Here is a 19,294-nt window from a genome sequence, read left to right as displayed (position 1 = left end):
GTTTACTGGCTTTATTCGTTATTAAAATGGCAAATAATGCCGACTTTGATAACTTACTTCGCTAGAGAGCGGCTTTTTAGTTCAAAAATTAATTTTTCAGCACTACATTCAAACTGGATGCGTGCTGTTAATTCTGTACTTGCTTCATCAACTGGCGTTGTTTCAACTTTAAAGTTAACATTAACTTGTTTTGCTAGCGTAAGGTAGTTCGCAAGTTCTAATTCTAATGCTGTTTTACCCTTGGCAAAAACATGTACATCGGCAACATCATCATGTTCTTTGATCATAAAGCCCATTTCAGCTGAAACACCACAAGCATCGCAAGGTTGGTATTGTTCTTTTTCTATTGTCATAACTTTACTTCCTATTTGTTAGTCTTTGCATTTTAAAGCGATGTGAGTCAGATCGCCATTGATTAATATGAAAAGTCAGTTTTTAGCTATTAAAGCGTCAAGTTACGGTAATTGATGAACGTTTATTCAACCTTTACTGTGGTATAGGCGGCAAATATGGTCGAAAGTTTGTTGAAAAGGATAGGCTTCTAACACGCCAAATCCCTCAATTTGTTTTGCTTTGAGTTTGCTATTTAGCGGTGTACTCATACCGTGCAGAAAACGAGTGATTGCAGCCATTGATGGGGCGCTACTATTACGTTGAATAAAACTATCAGCCCACATCGTTATTTGTTGATCAGTAATCTCAGGTAGCATTGGTAATGCTGGTAAGGTGATTATTTTACCACGGCAAACAGAGCAATGGCCGCATTGTTTAGGTGCATGATGATCAGCAAAATAGCTGGCTAATTTATGGCTTAGACAACTTTCACTTTCAAAAAAAGCAATCATATTTCCGATACGATTAATTTCACTGTGTTCTTTTTGTTGAAATAATTGATAGAGCGCTTCTGTTTCTACATCAATATCAAAATGGTGTTGATTAATACGGTAAACATCGGTCATTTGTTTACTTTCAAGGGTGATCCAACCTTGTTCGTTCAAATAATCAATAGCTGCGACAACCCGTTTTCTATCGACTTGGTAGCCTTGCCATAATGCATCCATATCTAAAGTATGCCAAACCCGCGCTTTGGGTGAGCAAGCAAAAATTGTTTCAATAAACTGTCGGCGTTCACCTTGGAAACGTTGGGCTATATCCTGCTGAGAGATGTTCATTTTGTAACGATAATCAGCAAAATAGGTAAACATTGGTTCAATAATATGACGAATTTCAAGATAAACTAATAATGTTTTAAGCGGCAATAAACGAATATTACTGTCTTTAGATAAGCGGCTACTCATGATCTCCCATTGCTGATCTTGTGCTTGTATTTCACGTAAAATATAAGCAATAGCACTGTGATCGGGTGTGTCACCAAAGACAAAGTTTTCTAAGACATTAAGCCCTGATTTATTCGCAATAACGGTACATTGTGACATTTCGCCATCACGTCCTGCACGTCCAATCTCTTGGCTATAGTTTTCAATAGATTTAGGTAAGTCAAAATGAATCACTTGGCGAATATTGGATTTATCGATCCCCATACCAAAAGCGATGGTTGCAACAATACAATTGATGTCACCATTCATAAATTGTTGTTGAATATTATGTCGATGCTCTGAATCCATTCCTGCATGGTAGGCTTGGGCTGGAAAATGACTGCGAGTGAGTGCTTCTGCCACTTGTTCTGCTGTGTGCTGTAAGGTGACATAAACAATAGATGGCTCATTACTACGCTGGGAAAGTTGGTGTTTAAGGGTGTCTATTTTTTCATCTTCGTCAGCTGCTAATACCGTTAAATCAAGGTTATTACGGTAAAAGCCAGTCACAATAATATTATCTTTATCAATGGAAAATTTGTCCTGCATATCTTGAATTACCGCAGGGGTTGCGGTTGCTGTGAGCAGTAGGACTTGTGGAATGTTTAATGCTTGTTGGTAGTGGGGCAGTTTTAAATAATCGGGACGGAAGTTGTGACCCCATTCTGAAATACAGTGTGCTTCATCGACGACTAATAATGAAATTGGGATTTGACTAATAAAATGGCGAAAACGTTCATTTTTTAGACGTTCAACTGAGATCATTAGTACTTTGATTTCACCTTGACGAATTTGCTGCATCACTTGTTGGGTTTGTTGCCATGTTTGGCTGGAATCTATTGAGGCCGCTGGAATGCCTTTGGTGGCTAAAAAGTCGAGCTGATCTTTCATTAATGCTAAGAGTGGTGAAATGACCAAAGTAAGATGGGGTAATTCAATCGCGGGTAATTGATAACATAATGATTTCCCCGATCCTGTCGGAAATATGGCGGCGGCAGAATAACCATTGAGGACACGGGTAATAACGTCTTCTTGCCCGAGGCGTAAAGAATCAAAGCCAAAATATTTTTTAAGTGTTTGATGATACATGTCTTAATACCCGCTAACCATTGATTGGTAGCTATCATACCGTATTGATTTACGGAAAGATAAAAAGCACAACGAAAGTTAAGCTATTTCTGGTGCGGTTATTCGCATTTAAAACGAAGTCGATTCATTGTTGCATTTAAAATTGTTGAGTATGTAAGGGATCACCTTCCTTACATACTGTATTTGACGACACCGTATTGTGATAAACGGGTAGAGAGGATGTGGCTTATTTCATGAGGCTTGGTGATGTAATGGCTTTCTTTGCTAGCTCTTTGGCAAATGCTGCAATATCCGCTTCGATAGCACGAATATGGCGAGTTACATCGGCTGTATCAACGTGCACCATTTGACGCTGTTCCATCACAATATTGCCATTGACGATTGTCGTTGTAACATTGCTTGGATTTGCTTGATAGACCAAGGTGGCATAAGGGTTGTAATTAGGCATCATGTTAGCTGATTGAGTTTCAACAATAATAACATCGGCTTTTTTACCTACTTCAAGTGAACCAATCTTATCGTCCATATGCAGTGCACGAGCACCACCGATGGTCGCGAGTTCAATCACCTGCTCTGGGATCATAATAGTACGGTTATTATGTTTTAAACGTTGCATATTGGCGGCATAACTCAGTGTGCGCCATAAATCGACTTGATTCGAACTCATTGGGCCATCAGTCCCTAACCCCATTGGAACGCGCTGTTGATACATTTCCCATGCAGGTGCAATGCCTGTCGCACCTTTAGCGTTTGTCATTGGGTTATAAGCGATACCCGCCCCTGATTGTTTGATGAGATCAATATCTGCTTGGTTAATATGGATCGCATGCGCTAATACCATTCGTTGATCAAGCACGCCGATGTCTTTAAGCCAAGCGACTGGGCTCAGTTGTTTCGGATTGTCATTAATACGTGCGGCTTCATTACCAAATTCACCCACATGAATTAATACGGGAACGTTTAATTTTTTAGAGAGTGTATTGATTTGCTGTAGTTTTTGTTTTGAAACGGTATAAGCGGCATGTGGCGCAAATGCTGGGGTAATTAAAGGATCATGCTGATATTGAGTAATAAATTTTTGGGCGTACTCTAGACCACCATACGGTTGTTTTGCATCAACCACTGGGAATTTAATAACGGTTTCACCTAAAACCGCACGTAGGCCAATCTCTTTGGTTGCTTTGGCCATTTCATCAACATGGTAGTACATGTCTGCAAAGGTTGTTACACCGCTTTGTGCAAGATCAATTGCACCAAGACGAGTGGCTTGATAAATTAAATCACGGCTGAGTTTTTCGCTTTCAAGAGGAAAGAAATAAGCAAATAAACGGTTTTCGATCCCTTCTTCGCCTAATCCTCTAAAAGCAATCATCGGTAAATGGTTATGAGTATTGACCATTCCTGGCATCACAATCCCATTTTGTGCGTCAATGATACGAGTTGCATTATATTGAGATAATAATGTTTGATCACCCACGGCGACAATGGTGTCGTTATTGATGATGACAACACCATTTTCAATCAGCTGTTTTTGACCATTCATGGTGATGACCTGGCCATTTTTAATGATTAAACTTACTTGAGATACTGGGGTTATGGTGGATAAAGATCCACATCCAGAAATAAGAAGTAATGTTGTTATTAAACTGATTTTTATGTGCATAAATGACCAATGATAAGAAGCGAAAAAATTGGCAGGATTATAAACGCAAATTAATGTAACTAAACAATCCTTTGCTTAAGTTACTGTATTTTTTGTGAACTTAATCACTTTGTTCATCTTGATTGATAATAAGAGATATTGATGTTTTAAATAGTTGTGCTGGTATTAATGATAACCAGCCATTGCCACGTGCGTATTCAATTAATCCTGTTCGACTTGAAATACCATAACAGGAAAATCGGGAGACTAAATTTGCTATTTGTTTTTCAACTGCTTTGGGCGTTCGATGAATAAGCTGTGCTATTTGTTTTGTTTGTCGTCCACGTAATAACCAAAATAAGACAATTTCTTGAGAGGGGGTTAATTTGGGTTCTAAAGGACGGGTTGTACTAAAAGATAAATTTAATTTATCTGCGGCTAGAACTTCTACAAACGAAGTCATATTTATTAAATCTGTTACTTTATTTGCGGTGAATTGAATCCCCCAAGGTATACCATTAATAACAATGGGTTGTTTGGTAAATATATATGCATCAATGCCATGTGCGTAATTGTGCACTTCAATAGTTATTATGGTTTTATTTTGCGTTAATGATAATTTATCTTGTTCAAGATAAATATCGCAAAATGCAGCAGTATCACAGGGCAAGTCACTATCTTTTAATCCTTTTATATTTTGTGGTGCATTAACGAGATGCCGATAAGCCTCATTGGCATATTCAAAAACACCCTCTTTCGATTTTAAACCAGCAGGATGAGGCATTAATGATAACATCTGAATAAGTACAGATAAGTATGTCGATTGATTAATATTCACAAGTTAATTCTATCAATAATCATTTTAATAATAATATTTTAAAGTGAGATAAATATATTTTTATAGTGATGCTATTAAAAACATATAATATGCGATGAGTAAAGAAATAATTATTAAATGATAATTGAAATATTGTTTTTTTATATTTTTATCAATGAGATGAATCATATATTAAGAGGAAAATATATTATCTCTAGTTTTTTATGCATATTGTTTATATGCTACTTAAGACTAGAGATAAATATAAATTTAATTATTTAATTAAAATGAAAAGCCAATACCACCGGCATTATCATAATGATTATAGTCTGAAATAGAAATACCATAACCACTTTCAAATATTAAGTAACCACGTAAACGTTTATAAATGGGAAAGTTCAAGGTGATTTTTTCATAACCGCGAGAGAAGCCACTTTCTAGTGCGTTTCGTACTGTAAAGGTGAGCATGCTCTTGCCATCAATATTCCAATTCATACTGACACGACCATAACCAAGGTAGTTATTGATGTCCTTGTTATAATCTTTAGCTCCAAAATTGAGTCTTACCCAAGGCTTAACACTAAAGGTTAATGCATCTTTTTTGAAGGTCATATCAACAAAGGCACGGTTCCAACTCCGTTCTTGTTCACCACCACGGCCATTAGATTGATGAACTAAACCGAATGTACTACCAGCATACTGAAAGCTATTGGTATACGTTGTTTGAGTGGGGAACGTCCAGAAAACAGAAGGTTCGTATTCGGTATCTCTAAAAAATGCAGATGACGCGTAGGCTTGCCAGTTTGAACGTTGAGTATAGGCAAAATAGAGTTGGTCATTATCATTTATAATACCTGACAATAAACGGTATTTTAAGCTGATCTGAAAGTTGACGTTATAGTTACTTAGCTTGCCGTCTTCAGGGATAATCGATTGATATTCTTTGTGATTTGGAGATTGGGTATAATAAAAAGGTAAAACAAAGTTATCTTTATATTGTTCTAAAAGTAGCGGATTAGTACTACTATAATTTAAGGAATTATTTAACGTTGAGGGCGCTATTGTGTCAGCATTTGCATAAGACGTATAGCCACTTGCTACGATAAATAAACCCGTTAATAAAATTTTCGAATTTGATTGGTGCTGTTTGATATTCATTATTATTTTCTATGTTTATTATTTTATCTATTGTTATCATAAGAGCTAAACTGGGTTTTTGTCTATCGATACAAATGCAAACAATGATTTTTTGTGATTTAAAACTAAATTATGAATAGTAGCAACACAAACGCCTTAATAGCTCGTGATTAAGGCGTAAAAAGTAGTGTTAAATTAGCTGAGCTAGCATGGTGTCGTCATATGGAGTAAGTGCTTTACCTGATTGTATTTTATTAACGTAATCAGGGTTAGCAATTAAAGGACGGCCAATGGCTAATAAATCAAATTTCCCCGCTTCAATAGCATCGCTGCCTGTCTCGGGAGTGTAACAACCGACACCAATCAATGTGCGGTGATAATGAGCACGCATATATTGTGATACGCTGCCATCAAGATAGTCAAAATTCATGCTGTCATCAAAAATACCAACATGCAAATACGCTAAACAACGCTTTTCAACTTCAGGTAACAAGTAATCAAACACTTTACGATCACGTGCATCACCTTCAAGATTAAAGTAACCGCCGGGTGATAAACGTAGACCAGTACGATCTCGACCGATGCGCTGGCTAATTGCATCAATAACAGCAAGTGGGAAGCGAGCCATATTCTCTGGTGTTTCACCAAACTCATCATCACGTTCATTGGTGCTGAAATGTAGAAATTGATCGATTAAATAACCATTTGCGCCATGAATTTCTACACCGTCAAAACCCGCATCAATTGCATTTGCTGCTGCTTGACTAAAATCGGCAATAAGTTGTTCAATTTCAGTTTTAGTTGCAGGCTTAGGAACGGTATAAGTTAACTCCCGCATTCTTGGTAACGTCCCTTCAAGTGCTATTGCAGAAGGAGCAAGTACATACTCACCATTAAAAAAGAATGGATGAGCTACACGACCTGTATGCCACAATTGTGCAAAGATCTTACCACCATTGTTATGAACAGCATCTGTTACTTTACGCCAGCCGTTAATTTGTTCTGGTGTAAATAATCCCGGCGTATGTGGATACCCCTGACCATCAGCACGAATTAAAATCGCTTCTGAAATAATAAGCCCAGTATCTGCACGATGGGCATAATAATCGATCATTGCTTGGGTTGGGACTAAATTGTCATCAGCCATACAACGTGTTAATGGCGCCATAAGAATACGATTTTTTAAAGTAAGCGTGTCGTTAAGTACAAAAGGATGAAATAGGGTATCGAGCATGATTATTACCTCTAATTTGAATGCTCATTCAAGTTAGGCTTATTTGAACAATCATTCAAGACTTTTTTGAATGATTGTTCAATATTAAGTAAACTAGCATGAGTTAAAGCAAAAGAGAGTCATTATGCGTAGTGCTGAATTTGATCGTGATAGTGTCTTACGATCGGCAATGGATATTTTTATAGCCAAAGGTTATGGCAATACCAGTATGCAAGATTTGAAACAAGCAACAGGGCTTCATCCTGGCTCTATTTATTGTGCTTTTAAAAATAAACGAGGGTTGTTATTAGCTGCGCTAGAACATTATCGAGATCAACGTTATACACAATTTGTTACTTTGTTTTCCCAATCAACATCAGTCATGGGAGCGATTGCTACTTACCTTGAGCATGTTGTTGATGAGTGTGAGCGTGAACAGATTAAAGACTGTTTATTGCAAAAAGCATTGAGTGAACTTGCTCAACAAGATGTTGAAGTGGCTGATGTGATTAGTTATATGTTAAAACAATGGCAGCAAACATTGGCCGAGCAGCTTGTGTTGGCACAGCAAAATAATGAAATTAGTTACCAGCGAGATAGCCAACAGTTAGCACAATTTTTAGTGATGGGAATTTATGGTATTCGTGTGCTGTCCCATACGCATCCAGATCCCGGCATGTTGCGACGTTTAGCGGCTGATCTTATTGATTATATTAAACAATAACAGCGATTTGATGATTATTTATAACCATCAAAAGATAAAAAAGGGAGTGTACATCAATGATGTCACTCCCTTTTATTTTGTTGTACTAATTATGCTGGTGGTGTTTCTTCTACTTTAACGCGGAACAATACCGCATACAGCAGTGGAATGACCACTAATGTTAAGATTGTTGCAAATAACAGACCGAACATAATCGTTACTGCCATACTCTTAAAGAATGGATCTACCAGTAACGGAGCAACACCTAGAATAGTCGTAAATGCACCTAGCAATACTGGTCGAGCACGACTAAGCGCTGAATCAATAATTGCCTGATATGCTGTTTTACCTGCGGCTATTTCAACATCGGTTTGGTCGACCAATACAATTGCATTTTTTACCATCATACCGATTAAGCTTAGGAAACCTAGAATCGCCATAAATTCAAACGGGGTTTGGAATATCACTAAGCCAACAGTTACGCCGACTAAAGCAAATGGCACGGTTAGCCAAATCACTAATGGTTGACGAAGCGCGTTAAACATAAAGATCACCGCTAAAATCATTGCCGCAAAGCCGTAAGGGGCAGAGCTAGCAAGACCTTCGTTTGCGTCATTAGATGCTTTATATTCGCCATACCATGTCAATTCATAACCGGGCGGTAATTTAATCGCTTCAATTTTGCCACGTAGATCATTAAATGCATCCGCAGTGAAAATACCCGGTGCAGGATCTGCCTGAACCAGAATGGTTGGAATACGATTAATACGGCGTAAGATGGCATCTTCCCAAGCAACGTTTACTGACTCAACCAATTGGCTTACAGGAATTAATCCATTAACCATACGGCTGTAAACTTCAGTATTTTCAATTGCACGTTCATGAGTACGCTCATTATCTGGCGCACGCACGACGATAGGGATTAAATCATTACCTTCACGGTACACACCGATGTTACGACCGGTTAATGTTTGCGCAATAGCTTGACTTATTTCTTGGTTAGTTAAACCAAAACGCTGTGCCTTTTCAGTTGAGTATATTGGCTTTATTACAGGAACTTGCTGACGCCAATCATCTTGAACCGCGATCAAATTTGGATCACTTAGCATGATAGCTTTAGCTTGTTCTGCAAGGCTACGTAATACCTTACTATCAGGGCCTTTAAATCCTGCTTCAATTTTCTTACCGCCGCCGCGACCAAGCATGAATTTCCATACTTTGATTGATGCTTCAGGGTATTTAAGGTCGAGCTCTTTTTGGAGTTCAACTAATAATGGCGCAATATTACGGTAATCATCAATGTCGATCAGTAACTGACCGTAGCTAGGGTTGCGAGCCTCTGGTGCATAGGTCAGCATAAAGCGTAAGCCGCCACCACCAATGAAGCTTGAGATATTACTGATACCTGGTTTTTGTTTAACGTCTTTCTCAATGTTAGCAATAAAGGTTTGTGTGTTTTGAATATCAGTACCTTGTGGTAGGTACACATCCACCACAAATTGCGCACGTTGTGATTCAGGCATAAAACCAGGAGGGACAAATTTTACGCCCCAAATCGCACCAATAAGAGTGGCAACCAGTAATAAACCCGTGGTCTTACGGTGAAGTAATACCCACGATAATAACCCTTTGTAGCCACTGACAACTTTGCTTGGTTTATCAGTATCTGTTTTTACTTTAACTTTTAAGAATTGGTGACACAGTAATGGGGTAACCGTTACTGCAAATAACCAACTTAAAAGCATAGAGTAAAGAATAACCCAGAATAACGACCCTGCGTATTCACCCATATCTGATGGTGACAAGCCAATAGCACTGAATGCACAGATACCAACAACCGTACCGCCTAATAATGGCCATTTAGTTGCATTAACGACTTCGGGAATAACAACTTCACGATCTTCATTGTTTTGTAAGCGAACTAAAATACCATCAGTAACAACAATTGCATTATCAACCAGCATTCCAAGGGCAATAATTAGTGCACCTAGAGAAATACGCTGCATCGCAATGTCATCCATTAGCATGATGCATAGCGTGCCAGCGACGGTAAGTACTAATACAAAACCGATAATAACGCCTGAGCGCAGCCCCATAAAGAGCAGTAGTACGATAAATACAATCACTACCGCTGCAATAAGGTTATCAATAAAGTTAGTTACTGAATCACGTACAGAATCTGATTGCATTGAGATGACATTCAGTTCCATACCTAAAGGGCGTTGGCTTTCTAATTCAGCGATACGTGCTTTAACCGCATCACCCATATCAACAACGTTACCGCCAGTGACATTTGAAATACCAAAACCAATCGCACGTTCACCGTTATAACGCATTAACATTGATGCGGGTTCTTGATAGCCACGCTTGATGGTCGCAATATCTTGAAGATGTAATACGGTGTGATTATCACCAATACCCACTTGAAGATTTTTCAGGTCATTAAACGAGTTAACATTGGGTGTTGGCATTACAGGAATGCGCATTCCATTTGATGTTAAGCTACCCGCGACAGTTACAATATTTTGTTTTTGTAATACTGATAGAACATTATCGACGGATAAACCAAATTTAGCCAAACGCTCACTGGTGAACTCAACAAAAATGGTTTCTTGTTGTTCTGCTAGGGTTGCGGTTTTAGCAACACCAGGAACAAGTACCAGCTCACGACGTAAACTATCTACATAATCAGACAGTTGTTTGTCAGAGAAGCCTTCACCTGTTACTGCAAAGAATAAAGCATAAACGTCAGAGAAATCATCGTTAACAATGGATGGACCTGCGCCTGGAGGTAATTGACGCTGTGCATCAACCACTTTTCGACGTAGCTTGTCCCATACTTGTTGAAGGTCGGCTTGGCTTTTTGCAAACTCAAGTTTGATTTCAACCGTTACTTCAGACATGCCTTGTTTAGAAACTGATTTAACTTCTTTCAGTTCTTGCAATGACTGGACAGCACCTTCAATGATATCAGTAACTTCATCTGATACTTCTTGTGCCGTTGCACCCGCGTAAGGTGTGATAATAACGGCTTGGCGAATAACAAATTCAGGATCTTCAAAACGCCCTAATTTTAGATAGCTGATGTAGCCACCAATTAGAATGATAGCCATCATTACCCAAACACTGGTGCGCTTGGCTATGGTATAGCGAGCGATATCCATTTCTTACACTCCGTTTTGAGTAGTATCTGTGTATGGGCGAATTTCCATACCATTTTTTAGTTTTGATACGCCAGCAATAACAATACGCTCACCTGCTTTCAGACCAGAAGGCACAGTAATACAATTTTTATTGATAGCACCCACTTTGATATACCGTTTTTCAACGATGTTATTAGTACCTACAACCCATACAAATTGCTTGTTTTGGTTATCAGGCACTACTGCCGTTAATGGCACTGTTAATGGATTATTATTTTCTTCAGGACATTCAGTTAGGCTTGGAGAAACTTTTACTGACATACCCGGTAAAATATTGAGTCCTTTAAGATCATCTAGGCCTAATACAACCGAGAATGTTTGTGTAATCGGATCGGCTTGGGTTGAGTAAGTACGTAAACTCAACGGTAATAAATGCCCTGGAATATTGTTAATCTCAGCATTGGCTTTATCACATTGCATACCAGTTAACATTACAATGTCAGGAATGTTCACGACGACTTCTAAATCATCCAGGTTATGCAATGTTAATACCGAGGTATTTGCTTGAATTTGAACATGATTATCAATTAGTTTACGACCAATAATTCCTGAAAAAGGCGCTTTTAATTGCGTGTAAGCCAGCTGGTTTTTTGCTTCTTCAAGTCGGTTTTGAGCTAAGTCGTAACGCGTTAGAAGCTCATCAAGATCACTTTTAGAAATAGCTTGCGAGCTTTCATAAATAGATTTACCACGTGAATAGTCTTTTTTAGTGTTATTCAACTCTAGTTGCGCCGCTGAAAATGCTGTTTGGGCATCTTTAGGATCTAATTTAGCGAGTAGTTGGCCTTTATGTACTTTGTCGCCTTCATTAACAAAAATATGGCTAACACGGCCACTGACTTGAAATGATAAATCAGCGCGTTCAGCAGAACGGATCACACCATTAAAGGTTAAGTTAGTGTTTGTTTGTGGCGTTACAATTTTAGTTAACGCAAGATTAATGATAGGTGCGGTGACAGTTGCTTCTTTTTGACTGTCGCATCCTGACAACAGCACTACCGCTAAAGATAAACTCACCGCCATGGCCAGTTTATTAATTGTTAACGATGTCACATTGGACATTGCTGAATGAGTTTTCACCGTGTTCTCCACTATCATTAGATTGGTTAGTCATATTTATTGCTATTAAAGAAGCAAACTTAAAGTGCATTTTAGTGATAAAAATGGTTTTGTAAACTACTCAGTATACTTTTTTGTTTCAGATTGTTAGACTGCGCTCATAAACTGAAATAAAAATACAATGAGGAATCTTTGAAGGATGAAGCAAACGGAACGTAAGCACTTAGCAATTATTGAAGCGGCTAAAGAGGAATTTATAACTCATGGATTTTTAGCGTCAAATATGGATCGTATCTCAACAGAAGCTGCGGTCTCTAAACGGACGTTATACCGTCATTTCGAGAGTAAAGAGGTGTTATTCGTTTCAGTCTTGACCATTATTCAAGAGTCTGTGTCTGAAAATGTTAAGTATGACTTTGATCCTACGAAGACATTAACAGAGCAATTAACCGTTATTACTTGTCGTGAAGCGGATATTTTGTATTCAACTTATGGTATTCCATTGTCACGTACGATTGTGATGGAATTTTTACGTCAGCCAGAATTAGCATTGAATTTAATTAAAGATTTATACAGTACAAAAGCGATTACAGATTGGTTTCAACAAGCGATCGCAGCAGGTTGTATGGTTGATAAAAATATAATGTTATTAACGAATATTTATATTAGTTTATTTCAGGGGCTTCTTTTTTGGCCGCAAGTGATGAATATTTCACCTAATAGTGAAGGCAAAGAACTTGAAGATAATATTGAAACGATAGTGTCAGTGTTTTTAGCATCACATATGATCAAAGAATTAGCATAACCAGTTTGATCTAAATGTATAGCGCTTAAAAAACAATCTTGTCGAATTTAATTTATTAGCGTTATAATTTAAACAATATATGTATTCGAGATATTATCATCTCATTGAATAACCTTGTGGAATATAGACCAATGAAAAAATTACTTGCAGCTTCAGTTCTTGTGTTTTCATCAATGTCAGTAATGGCAGCACCACAATCAAATCAAGGTGGTTTTAGTGGCCCACATGAGACGGCTCCACTTACTCAGGCTCAAGGCGGTTTTAATGGTCCTAGTGCTATCCCAGTATTAAATACAGTGAAAGCTGCTTCTCAAGCGGATGATAATGCGGTAGTAGAGCTTACTGGTCATATTACATCTTCGATTGGCAAAGAAGATTACATGTTTAAAGATGGGACTGGTGAAATAAAAGTCGAAATTGATAATAAAGACTGGCATGGCATTACAGTAACACCAACGACTGAAATTACCCTTCGTGGTGAAGTAGATAAAGATTGGACTGTTCGTACTATTGACGTTAATACGGTTACGCTTGCTAAATAATTGACAGTGTAATAGTCGAAAAAGCCAGCATAAGTGCTGGCTTTTTATGGCGTTTTTTATGACTTAGACATTAAGAATGAATTTTTCAATTACTTGTGCAACACCACTATTATTATTAGTATCAGTAACATAGTTAGCAATCGCTTTGGTTGCTTCGGTAGCATTACCCATTGCTACCCCTAAACCTGCAAATTCAATCATATGATGATCATTACCTGCATCACCCATCGCAATTACTTCATCTTGCTTAATATTTAAGAAATCAGCGAGTGCTTTAACGCCGACACCTTTGTTGCTATTAGTATGCATGAACTCAAGGAAGAACGGTGCACTTCTTACAATAGTATATTGCTGATATAGGTCAGAAGGTAATTGTGCGATAGCCGCTTCAAGACGTTCTTCTTCATCAATGATCATCACTTTCATGATTTCTTCATTGTCATCCAGCTCTGCAAAATCAGCTAATGTGATGGTTAAACCATTAATTTTTGCTTCGTGATCGGTGTAGTAATTATGCTCAGGAGTAATTAAACCCTGACGACGAGAAAAAGCATGAACATGAACGCCCAAATCATGGGCAATTGTTGCGATTGCTTTTGCATCGCTACCGATTAATGTTTGGCTTCTAACAACTTTTTGACTGGCAACTCGCTGTACTAATGAAGCGTTATATGACAATACAAAATCATTATCGCTATCCATATTGAGTTCTTTTAGTGCCCATGTCATGCCTTCAATAGGACGACCTGATGCTAATACAACATAGACACCTTGTTCGCGCGCAGCAGCAATAGCCTGCTTATTGTGTTCTGAAATCGCGCCGTCTGAATTCAGTAATGTGCCATCCATATCAAGTGCAACTAATTTATACATTGTTATTGTCCATAACTAATAAAATACTCGCCACATAATAAGCAAAATTAGCCATAAAAACGATAAAAAGTCGTATTTATATTTAGCAGAAAGACATTGTTACTTTTTCCCTAACTGAGGGTTTTGCGGTGTTTTTTTATGTTGGCTGTGTGTCTATTGTGGTTTGTTTGTCAGTAAATTAAGGTAAGTTATTTATGCGTAGAGAGAAAAAAGGGAGCCTGAAATATGGAGTAATGCCTTAAAGCGTGCGCTTGATTGTGGCGTCAAAGAAGGGTACTTAAAATTCACAGGGCAATATCCTTTGATTTCATTAGCCGTGATTAATGATGAGGGTGATGTTATTGGACAACTATCACGTTCAATATTAGCGGAAGCATTCATTGAGTAAGCATCATCAAAATAATAATGTAGTTTTACTCTCTCTTCTTAGTATGATAGAAGCGAAATACACTGACGTTACTGTCGAGGGTGCTTTTTATTTGCTATTTATAGTAAATGTTTTCTAATTGAATACGCTTAGTGATAGGTAGATCACATGGTGAGTTTTATTCAGTATTGAAGCATTTTGTCTACTTGTTATAGAATGCGCAGTTAAAAACGTCAGTGTAAATATGCTTTCTAATTTGTAAGGATGAGTAAAATGGGGGCAACTAAGACGGTACTTGTTGTTGATGATGACCAAGAAATTCGTGAATTACTGGATGAGTATTTAACAAAAAACGGGTTTGAGGTTATTACAGCAGCAGGAGGCGAAGAAATGAAACGGCGTTTAGCGGCTGGTTACCCTGATTTGATTTTATTAGATGTGATGATGCCGGGTGATGATGGGTTTACTTTATGCCAGTATATTCGAAAAAGCTCAAACGTCCCTATTATTATGTTAACGGCTGTCTCTGATGAAATGGATCAGATTATTGGCCTTGAAATTGGGGCTGATGATTATATTGCTAAGCCATTTAGTCCTCGTCAATTATTGGCACGGATTAAAGCTTTATTAAGGCGAATAAAGCCCACAGAAAGCCAATCATTACCAACAGAAGCTAAATTTATTCGTTTTTCCAATTGGCGACTTGATACCACGACGCATTGTTTGTTTGATCTTGATAAAAAACAAGATTTTGAACTTACAGGTGGGGATTACTCACTATTGATGCTGTTTTTATCACGCCCACAAGAAATATTGGATCGTGATACGATTTCTTATGCGACTCGAGGGCGAGATACCTTACCTTCAGAGCGAGGAATTGATGTCGCTTTAAGTCGCTTACGACAACGGTTAGGTGATAAAGGTCGTACTCAGCGGTTAATAAGAACCAGTCGAGGTAATGGTTATATCTTTACTGCCGATGTGGTTTATGAAGACGCCTGATATCATCATAACTATGTTCGATAAAGTGTGATCGCTTATATGAGTGTCACACTTTTTTACTTTATGGATAATGGTTAATGAATTGGAAAGTGTTTTACCCGAAATCATTGGTTTCAAGAACATTGTGGTTAACCTTATTAGCTGTTTTTTTAGCACAAGTTATTGCAACGTCTATTTGGTATAGTCAATCAAAACAACGAGATTTAGACGGCTTGCAATCGACATCAGCAAGCATGGCGATAATGTTTGCTTCAACAGTGACATTTTTTCAATCGTTGCCAATGCAATATCGGCATATTGTGCTAGACCAACTGCGCAATATGGGAGGGACTCGTTTTTTTGTTTCTTTTAATGATGAAGAAATTCAGATTGATCCTATTGCTCATTCAGAACAAAAACAAATGGCGGTTTCTGTTTTTGAAAAGGTGCTACATCAAAAATTACCGCGTCTACCGACTATAAAGGTTGAATTCTCTCGTCCTGAAACGTTGCATGTTCTTAAAAATGATATTTTATTGAGCGATTTGCCTCGTTCATGGGTACATAATACATTAAGCCTAGAACCTCTAAATCCACCGATTTTAGTGGTGCAGATTGAATTAGAAAAAAACCAGTGGTTATATATCGCTGCGTTATTACCTGCACCTTATATGAATTTAAAAGATGAAGTGATCACTCGCCAACAAATATTATTTTTGGTGTTTATAACCAGTTTATTATTGGTGTTTACCTATATTATGGTTCGTCGCCAAACCAAGCCGTTAAAACAATTGGCCGATGCTGCAAATGCGTTAAGTCTTGATATTTATCAACCGCCACTGAAAGAGGAAGGCGCAACGGAATTGGTGATGGCGACTCGAGCATTTAATCGAATGCAGTTGCGATTGCGGCGCTATATTGAAGATCGAGAGCAATTATTTTCGTCGATTTCTCATGATCTAAAAACCCCCATTACGCGATTACGATTACGGGTTGAATTAATGGATGATGATAAAAAAATTGATAAATTTAATCATGATCTTGATGAATTAGAGATGATGGTTAAAGGGGCGTTACAGTGTGTAAAAGACACTGATTTACACGAAAATATTGTCCCAATTGATTTAAATCTGCTTTTAGCCAGTATTGCTGAACGCCATAATCACCACGAGCAAAAAGTAACTTTACCCACATTCATTATTTCGCCAATGATGGGTAAAGAATTAGGGTTAAAACGGTGTTTAAGTAATTTAATTGATAATGGGGTTAAGTATGGTCATAAAGTTACTGTTGCGGTAATCGATAAGCCGGACAAAATTATTATGACGATCACCGATCAAGGTAAAGGTATTCCAGAATCATCATTATCAGCGGTATTTGAACCTTATTTTCGTTTAGCAACTGACAATGATGGTCATGGCTTAGGGATGGGCATTGCACGTAATATTATTCATGCTCATGGTGGAAAGTTGATTATTAAAAATGGCTTAACACAGGGGCTCATTGTGATCGTCGTCTTACCGCGAGTTTTGTCTGTTGCATTAGCCTAAAGAAAGAGAAAGCATGAAACTAAAATATATAATACTCACCTTTGTTTTATCTTTGTTATTTGCCATAAAAGCTAATGCTGCGGGTCAAGTTGAAGTACTGCATTGGTGGACATCGAGCGGCGAGGCTAAATCAGTTAAAGTGCTGAAACATATGATGGAACAACAAGGTGATAGCTGGAAAGATTTTGCCGTAGCTGGTGGCGGTGGTGAAAGTGCAATGACAGTACTAAAAATGCGAGCCGTTTCTGGCAATCCCCCGACGGCGGCTCAATTAAAAGGTCATGATATTCAGGAATGGGGACGTTTAGGGTTCTTAACCTCGCTTGATGACGTCGCTCAACAAGAGCACTGGGACAATGTATTGCCGCCTGTGGTTGCTAATATAATGAAATATAATAATCATTATGTAGCGGTCCCCATTAATGTACATCGCGTTAATTGGTTATGGGTTAATCCTACGGTATTTAAAGCCGCTGGTGCCACTGTACCTACCACGTTAGCTGAATTCTTTGTTGCCGCCGATAAAATTAAAGCAGCAGGATTCATTGCGTTAGCACATGGTGGTCAGCCATGGCAAGACGCCACTTTGTTTGAAAGTATTGCGGTGGCAGTATTAGGTTCAGCTGATTACCGTAAAGCCTTTGTCGATCTTAATATGACCGTCATTAATAGCGTTAAAATGGTGGATGTATTTAAGCAATTTAAACGGATGAAAGCGTATATTGATCCAGAAGCGGAAGGGCGACATTGGAATTCTGCAACTGAAATGGTGATAAATGGTCAAGCCGCGATGCAGTTTATGGGAGATTGGGCTAAAGGTGAATTTGCACAAGCGAATAAACAAGCGGGTAAAGATTACTTATGCGTTCCAGCACCGGGTACTCAGCATCAATTTACATTTAATATCGATAGTTTGGCCTTTTTTAAATTAAAAGGCACAGCGGCCGATAATATTGCTCAGCATGATTTGGCTAAAATATTATTAACCCCTTATTTTCAAAGGGTGTTTAATTTAAATAAAGGTTCGATTCCGGTTCGATTAGACATGGACATGTCAGCATTTGACCAGTGTGCGCTAGATTCAATGAAAGCATTTAAGCAAGCCTCATTATCTGGAGATTTAGTCCCAAGTTTTTCACAAAATTTAGCTACAACCGCGGATGTACAATCAGCGATTGTTGATGTTGTGAGTGAATTTTTTAATCAGAAAAATCCTGACCCAGAATTAGCACCATCTCGACTTGCGCGAGCAATAAAATCAGCGATATAGTGATAACGGTTTATATAAGGATAAGAACATGAATATAACCTATTTACCTTGTGTTGAAGTAGAACCAACCGTTAAGGCGACAGCGAGTGTTATCTGGTTGCACGGTTTAGGCTCTAATGGCCATGATTTTGAAGCACTATTGCCAGAATTACAGCTACCTGCTGATATGCCAGTACGTTTTATCTTTCCTCATGCAGCCTCTATTTCTGTAACCATTAATGGTGGTGCTGTTATGCCAGCATGGTATGACATTATTTCATTAGATGTGTCACGTAAGCTTAATGTCGATCAGCTTATAGATTCAGCGCAGTGTGTTATTGACCTGATTGAGCGAGAGATTAGCCGCGGTATTGCCTCTGAGCGAATCATTTTAGCTGGATTTTCTCAAGGTGGGGCTGTGGTATATCATGCTGCGCTGAGCTATGCCAAACCATTGGCAGGGTTACTTACGTTATCAACGTATTTCCCAACCTCAAATATTATTCAATACAGTGATGCTAATCGAGATATTGCAATTGAGATCATGCATGGTAGCGATGATCCGGTGGTTGTACCTAAATTGGGTGAAATGGCTCGTGATGATTTGATAGCGGCAGATTATCATCCACAATGGCGAACCTATCCAATGGAACACCAAGTGTGCATGCCTGAAATTCAAGATATCGCACAATGGATAACAGCACGCTTAAGCTAGGGTTTAACAAGCGGATAAATGAGGGGAATCTAT

The 19,294-nt window shown here is 38.2% G+C and carries 16 protein-coding genes; 7 read left to right on the top strand and 9 right to left on the bottom strand.

The features are described 5' to 3' along the window. Positions 1-53: 53 nt before the first annotated feature. The 6 genes from GLP24_RS10805 to GLP24_RS10780 form a co-directional block, all read right to left on the bottom strand. The gene (locus GLP24_RS10805) at positions 54-353 is read right to left on the bottom strand and encodes a DUF406 family protein (RefSeq protein WP_232616001.1); all 300 of its coding nucleotides are present in this window, start codon (positions 351-353) and stop codon (positions 54-56) included. Between the two features lie 126 nt (positions 354-479). After that, positions 480-2,405 (bottom strand): RecQ family ATP-dependent DNA helicase, encoded by a 1,926-nt coding sequence (locus tag GLP24_RS10800; protein WP_232616000.1) that lies wholly within the window; start codon positions 2,403-2,405, stop codon positions 480-482. A 226-nt stretch (positions 2,406-2,631) separates the two neighbouring features. Next, positions 2,632-4,068 (bottom strand): amidohydrolase, encoded by a 1,437-nt coding sequence (locus tag GLP24_RS10795; RefSeq protein WP_232615999.1) that lies wholly within the window; start codon positions 4,066-4,068, stop codon positions 2,632-2,634. A gap of 100 nt (positions 4,069-4,168) precedes the next feature. Next, on the bottom strand, positions 4,169-4,885 hold the full coding sequence (locus GLP24_RS10790; RefSeq protein WP_227990347.1) for a PAS and helix-turn-helix domain-containing protein: 717 nt from the start codon (positions 4,883-4,885) through the stop codon (positions 4,169-4,171). A 261-nt stretch (positions 4,886-5,146) separates the two neighbouring features. Then, positions 5,147-6,022, bottom strand: a complete 876-nt coding sequence (locus GLP24_RS10785; protein ID WP_232615998.1) for a phospholipase A — start codon at positions 6,020-6,022, stop codon at positions 5,147-5,149. A 169-nt stretch (positions 6,023-6,191) separates the two neighbouring features. After that, positions 6,192-7,235: an alkene reductase gene (locus tag GLP24_RS10780; protein ID WP_232599517.1), complete on the bottom strand. Its 1,044-nt coding sequence runs from the start codon at positions 7,233-7,235 to the stop codon at positions 6,192-6,194. Between the two features lie 124 nt (positions 7,236-7,359). Here GLP24_RS10780 and GLP24_RS10775 point away from each other — a divergent pair, with 124 nt between their 5' ends. After that, positions 7,360-7,938 (top strand): TetR/AcrR family transcriptional regulator, encoded by a 579-nt coding sequence (locus GLP24_RS10775; protein WP_101767904.1) that lies wholly within the window; start codon positions 7,360-7,362, stop codon positions 7,936-7,938. A gap of 89 nt (positions 7,939-8,027) precedes the next feature. Here the strand turns inward: GLP24_RS10775 and GLP24_RS10770 are convergent, their stop codons facing one another. Beyond that, on the bottom strand, positions 8,028-11,081 hold the full coding sequence (locus tag GLP24_RS10770) for an efflux RND transporter permease subunit (RefSeq protein ID WP_232615997.1): 3,054 nt from the start codon (positions 11,079-11,081) through the stop codon (positions 8,028-8,030). 3 nt (positions 11,082-11,084) lie between these two features. Next, on the bottom strand, positions 11,085-12,182 hold the full coding sequence (locus GLP24_RS10765; RefSeq protein WP_101768013.1) for an efflux RND transporter periplasmic adaptor subunit: 1,098 nt from the start codon (positions 12,180-12,182) through the stop codon (positions 11,085-11,087). Positions 12,183-12,378: 196 nt separating this feature from the next. Here GLP24_RS10765 and GLP24_RS10760 point away from each other — a divergent pair, with 196 nt between their 5' ends. Both GLP24_RS10760 and GLP24_RS10755 read left to right on the top strand, forming a co-directional pair. Then, positions 12,379-12,984, top strand: a complete 606-nt coding sequence (locus GLP24_RS10760) for a TetR/AcrR family transcriptional regulator (RefSeq protein WP_101767906.1) — start codon at positions 12,379-12,381, stop codon at positions 12,982-12,984. 131 nt (positions 12,985-13,115) lie between these two features. Then, positions 13,116-13,526: a YgiW/YdeI family stress tolerance OB fold protein gene (locus GLP24_RS10755; protein WP_232575320.1), complete on the top strand. Its 411-nt coding sequence runs from the start codon at positions 13,116-13,118 to the stop codon at positions 13,524-13,526. Between the two features lie 63 nt (positions 13,527-13,589). Here the strand turns inward: GLP24_RS10755 and yidA are convergent, their stop codons facing one another. Further along, positions 13,590-14,399, bottom strand: a complete 810-nt coding sequence (yidA, locus tag GLP24_RS10750) for a sugar-phosphatase (protein WP_232615996.1) — start codon at positions 14,397-14,399, stop codon at positions 13,590-13,592. Positions 14,400-15,039: 640 nt separating this feature from the next. Between yidA and GLP24_RS10745 the strand changes: the two genes are divergently transcribed. The 4 genes from GLP24_RS10745 (at position 15,040) to GLP24_RS10730 (ending at position 19,261) form a co-directional block, all read left to right on the top strand. Continuing rightward, complete coding sequence (locus GLP24_RS10745) at positions 15,040-15,768, top strand: response regulator (RefSeq protein ID WP_101767909.1); 729 nt, start codon at positions 15,040-15,042, stop codon at positions 15,766-15,768. 77 nt (positions 15,769-15,845) lie between these two features. Then, complete coding sequence (locus GLP24_RS10740; protein ID WP_101767910.1) at positions 15,846-17,297, top strand: ATP-binding protein; 1,452 nt, start codon at positions 15,846-15,848, stop codon at positions 17,295-17,297. 13 nt (positions 17,298-17,310) lie between these two features. Next, on the top strand, positions 17,311-18,567 hold the full coding sequence (locus GLP24_RS10735; protein WP_232615995.1) for an ABC transporter substrate-binding protein: 1,257 nt from the start codon (positions 17,311-17,313) through the stop codon (positions 18,565-18,567). A gap of 34 nt (positions 18,568-18,601) precedes the next feature. Continuing rightward, positions 18,602-19,261 (top strand): alpha/beta hydrolase, encoded by a 660-nt coding sequence (locus GLP24_RS10730; RefSeq protein ID WP_152653445.1) that lies wholly within the window; start codon positions 18,602-18,604, stop codon positions 19,259-19,261. The last annotated feature ends 33 nt before the right edge of the window (positions 19,262-19,294 follow it).

It is taken from the genome of Photobacterium carnosum (genome assembly GCF_021236965.1).
GTDB lineage: Bacteria > Pseudomonadota > Gammaproteobacteria > Enterobacterales > Vibrionaceae > Photobacterium > Photobacterium carnosum.
This window is presented reverse-complemented; position numbering and strand designations above follow the sequence as displayed.